8 protein-coding genes are annotated in these 3,790 nt (G+C 69.7%); all 8 read right to left on the reverse strand.

The window, feature by feature from the left end; translation table 11 throughout:
• The coding region (locus Q4D18_RS11150; protein WP_303128427.1) for a hypothetical protein at nt 1-580 on the reverse strand (580 nt) is incomplete at its 3' end.
• Nucleotides 567-1,049, reverse strand: coding sequence for a hypothetical protein (locus Q4D18_RS11155; RefSeq protein WP_303128429.1), 483 nt, complete (start codon nt 1,047-1,049; stop codon nt 567-569). The genes Q4D18_RS11155 and Q4D18_RS11150, both read right to left, overlap by 14 nt.
• A 134-nt stretch (nt 1,050-1,183) precedes the next feature.
• Complete coding sequence (locus Q4D18_RS11160) at nt 1,184-1,645, reverse strand: HNH endonuclease signature motif containing protein (protein ID WP_303128431.1); 462 nt, start codon at nt 1,643-1,645, stop codon at nt 1,184-1,186.
• A gap of 12 nt (nt 1,646-1,657) precedes the next feature.
• The gene (locus Q4D18_RS11165) at nt 1,658-1,933 is read right to left on the reverse strand and encodes a hypothetical protein (protein WP_303128434.1); all 276 of its coding nucleotides are present in this window, start codon (nt 1,931-1,933) and stop codon (nt 1,658-1,660) included.
• A 280-nt stretch (nt 1,934-2,213) separates the two neighbouring features.
• Nucleotides 2,214-2,564, reverse strand: coding sequence for a hypothetical protein (locus tag Q4D18_RS11170; protein WP_303128436.1), 351 nt, complete (start codon nt 2,562-2,564; stop codon nt 2,214-2,216).
• 4 nt (nt 2,565-2,568) lie between these two features.
• Complete coding sequence (locus Q4D18_RS11175) at nt 2,569-3,282, reverse strand: hypothetical protein (protein WP_303128437.1); 714 nt, start codon at nt 3,280-3,282, stop codon at nt 2,569-2,571.
• Nucleotides 3,279-3,500, reverse strand: a complete 222-nt coding sequence (locus tag Q4D18_RS11180; RefSeq protein ID WP_303128438.1) for a hypothetical protein — start codon at nt 3,498-3,500, stop codon at nt 3,279-3,281. Before Q4D18_RS11180 ends, Q4D18_RS11175 begins: the two co-directional genes overlap by 4 nt.
• A partial coding sequence (locus Q4D18_RS11185) for a VRR-NUC domain-containing protein (RefSeq protein ID WP_303128441.1) occupies nt 3,497-3,790 on the reverse strand: 294 nt, incomplete at its 5' end. The genes Q4D18_RS11180 and Q4D18_RS11185, both read right to left, overlap by 4 nt.

Consider the following 3,790-nt stretch of genomic DNA (forward strand, 5'->3'; position numbering starts at 1 on the left):
CGTACACGACCTGCGGGTCGGGGCGGGTGGTCAGCGTGGGCAGCAGGGCGCCCATGTGGTCCGGCTGCAGAGCGAACGCCTCGTCGAGGACGACCTTGTCCCCGGAGAGGCCACGGCCGCCGGCCTTCGTCCGGGCCCGGAACTTCAGGCGCGCCCCGTTACGGAGCTCGATCGCCTCGTCACCGTTGGCCCGATGGACCTTCTTCACTCGCTTAGACAGGAACGCCGAGCCGCCGATGAGGATCTCCAGGTCGCGGAAGGCCTCCTGCGCCGTGGGGAACTCGTGCGCGGACCAGATCACCAGCTGCTGATCCGTGATGAACAGCCAGCCGAGCACCGCCATCTTCAGGACGCCGGTCTTCATGTTCTGGCGTGGCGCGATCACCGCGGACTCGAACGCGACGGACTTCCCCTGACGGTCCACGCCGAACATGGCGTCAAGCGCGAGCCGCTGCTCGGGATCCGGGCCGTAGCCGATGACCTCGCAGAGGTCCGCGACCTCCGGGCCGTAGGTGTCGTGGTACTCCGGGACCGACTCGTACAGGGGCCGGACCAGCGCGCCGGGATCATCCAGCAGCACGACGACGCTCCTCGCGGCGGCGCTTCAGCTCGTCCAGCTCGTCCCCGGCGTCGTCCTTCGCGTCCAGCACCTCGGCCAGCGTGGCCCGCAGCTCCTTGATCATGCCTGCGAGCGCGGAGCCGGTGTCGAGCACGGGGTTGTCGATGCGCTGGGCCAGGGCGAGGGCGGACTGGCCGCCGACAGAGGTGGTCTTCCCGGCCTTCGTGAGCTCGTCCAGGGTGGCGCGGTAGACGGACATGGGGGTGTCGTCCACGACGACGCGGCCCTCGGCGGGCGGCTCACGGGGCTCATGCTCGTCGTCGTCCATCAGCCGGCCGACGACGGCCTGCTCGGTTGCGCGCTGCACGGGCTCGGGCATGGAGCCCTTCCGCTTGCGGTGCGCGCGGACCCGGCAGCGGGTCGAGCAGTACCGGGCGGTGTCCCGCTTCGCCTCGAAGACCTCGCCGCACTCGTAGCAGGCCATCTCCATGCGGATCACCTGCCTCGGGGCTCGTTACTTCGCGTTCTCGGGCGCGCATGTTGCGTTACCGTCACGCGCGTCGGGGAGGGAGATGACTACCGGGCGGAGTCAGGAGCCGCATGATTCCGCGAAAAATCGACCCCCTACCCTCCTGCCCGCCGGCGGGCGTGCGACCGGCGGGTTGCCTCGCGGCGGCAGGTCAGACACTCGCGGCTGTCGGGCCGTGAAGGCGACCGGTAGAGGTTGTCGCCGGACAGCGGGTGGCCGCGTAGGCATCTCTGCTGCTGTGCTTGGTGTGCGACGAAGCCTTCGCCACGCAGGAGGTTGGTGCGCGTCGAGACTGGTTCGAGGTGGTCGGGGTTGACGCACGCTCGCTGCCGGCACAGGTGGTCGATGACCAGCCCGTCGGGAATCCCGCCGCGGTGGACGATCCAAGAGAGGCGATGCGTCAGCCACGTGCGCCCGCGGTAGCCCAGCTTCGTGTAGCCGTTGGGCTGCCGTGCTCGATCGCTGATCCAGCAGGGCGATGCGAAGCCAGCGTCAACGACGCGTGCGCGCGAGACGATCCTTCCGCGCAACGTCTCAACTTCCTCGGGCGTGAACATGCGGAGCCTCACTCACCAGTCGCGGACGGTCATCGCGGACTTGGCCATGCGTGCAGCAGTGGACTTCGCCTGGCCGGCTCGCCGGTTGCAGGCTTGGTGGGACGGTCCGATGTACGTGGAGCGATCATCGGAGTGATCCAGTTCCCACAGGTCCTGCGGCTCGATCCGCTCGCCGCACCGCGCGCACACGGCGCGGCCGGCGGCCACGAGCGGCAGGTACTTCGCGCGCATGCGCTGGTGCGAGGCGCCATACCCGCGCGACGTCGTCGTCGCTCTGGCCATCGGCATCACCTCGGGGTGGTCTGCGCTGCCGGCAGGAGCGGCCCCGGGGAAAGGAGAAGAAGCCCAGGATGCACGGCGGACGTGCTGCCACACCTTCGCTCCCCGGGCTGGCCATGCGTGGAACCAGGGCGGGGTGACGTGAACCGGCAGACACCGCACGAGGACCTGGTCACTCGGCGGCACATGGGTACGACGAAGGCCCCGACCATGTCGGTCGAGGCCTTCTCGAAGATCAGGGCCGGGACAGACTTCTACCCGGCGAGCACGAGGCTACACCACAGGCGGGTCATCCGCCAAGCGTCTCCTCGGCTGCGCGAACCGTGGCGCAGGGCCACGTCTCCTGGTCTTCCATGCAGTAGCCCTCCTGGCGATCCGCGCGGGGAAAGCCCACCCACCGGTCATGTGGGCTACGTCGGTGCAGCTTGAGCACTGCCCTGAGCGCGGCCACCATATCCGGCACGTCCTGCCGCGCGTACACGATGAACGCAACGTCAGCATGTGGGGTAGGGGTATCCCCGACGTACAGCAAGTTCCCCTGCTGCGTGCCGACTCCGTTGCGGTCTGCCATCCAGGGGCCAGGGGTGGCGCTGTTGGAGCGGCCCTCGATTTGGTCCAGGCGCTGGTTCACGGGGCTCATGTACCTATCCTCCCAGCACGTGCGCCGCAGCTGAGGACGATCCGCCGCACTGGCCGGCCATGTCCACCACCTCCGGTCCGAACCACTCCGCGCCGCACTCCGCGCACCTGGCCTGCGGCTGCGTGCCCATCACGATCGACAGGGCCGGCGTCTCCACGTGATCCTCCTGGTCCGGGTCCCACACGGGTGTGCGCGCCACACCGCAGGCCGGGCACTGCACGCCGCGCAGGCGCACGACGACGGGCGGGTCCAGCAGACGCTCGATCGCAGCCACCCACGGCCGCACCACCTCGAGCACCTCGGCCTCCCGGCCCGCGGCCGTCGCGCGGACAGCGACCCAGCGCAGCCGTTCGCTCACGGTCAGCCCGCCGAAGGCCGGCCGAGGCGGGCCCACCACCGCGGCGACTGGGATCCCGAAGAGGTCCGCGGCCCCCTGCAACGCCGGGGCCGGCGGGGTCGGGGCCGAGCGGAACACCCACTGCACGTGCGCCATCTCCTCGTCGATCATGCACGCGACCTTCAGCGCGTCCATGTGCAGCGGGGCGCCCGACCCCGAGGACGATGAGCTGCGCCCCTCGGCCGTGCCCCGCATGTACCGGGCGTCCTGCAGCTCAGCCAGCAGAGGCCGGGCTCGGATCATCACGGGGCCCGTGGCGTGGTGCACCACCTGCGGGGTCTCGATGGTGAGCCGGTCGACCAGCTCTCTCAGCGTGCTCACGCTTCACCCTCCTGCGCCGGTCGACGGGCGAGCCGCTCGAGCTGAGCCGCTGTCCGCGGGTAGTGGTAGGGGCAGGTCAGCTCCAGACTCCAGTAGATGTGCTGGATCATGCCCTTGTAGTCCTTCGTGTACTCGAGCTCGCAGATGCACCCCTCCGGGCGCTCCATCCTCCCGAGCAGCTCGTCGTTCGCCTGGTCCGCGTCATCCCAACTCTTCACGTCAGCTCCCTCTCGATCGTCCGGTCGAACCACTGGACCGGCCGCCACACGGCCGCGTCGTGCCCGGCCGCGTTAAGCAGCTCGAGCCATTCCTTCTGGTCGGGCGACGTGCGCCCCTTCATCGTCTTCAGCTCCCGGAACAGCACCCGGCCACGGCGGCCGAGCACGAGGTCCGGCCATCCACGGTGAGACCGGCGCGAATCGTGGGTGTGATAGACCTTCCACCCCAGCGACTCGGCCAGCTTCTCCACCTGCCGCTGGAAGTCGCCCTCGGACATCCCAGCCGCCAT

Origin of the sequence: Micrococcus sp. (assembly GCF_030523875.1) — a bacterium.
GTDB lineage: Bacteria > Actinomycetota > Actinomycetes > Actinomycetales > Micrococcaceae > Micrococcus.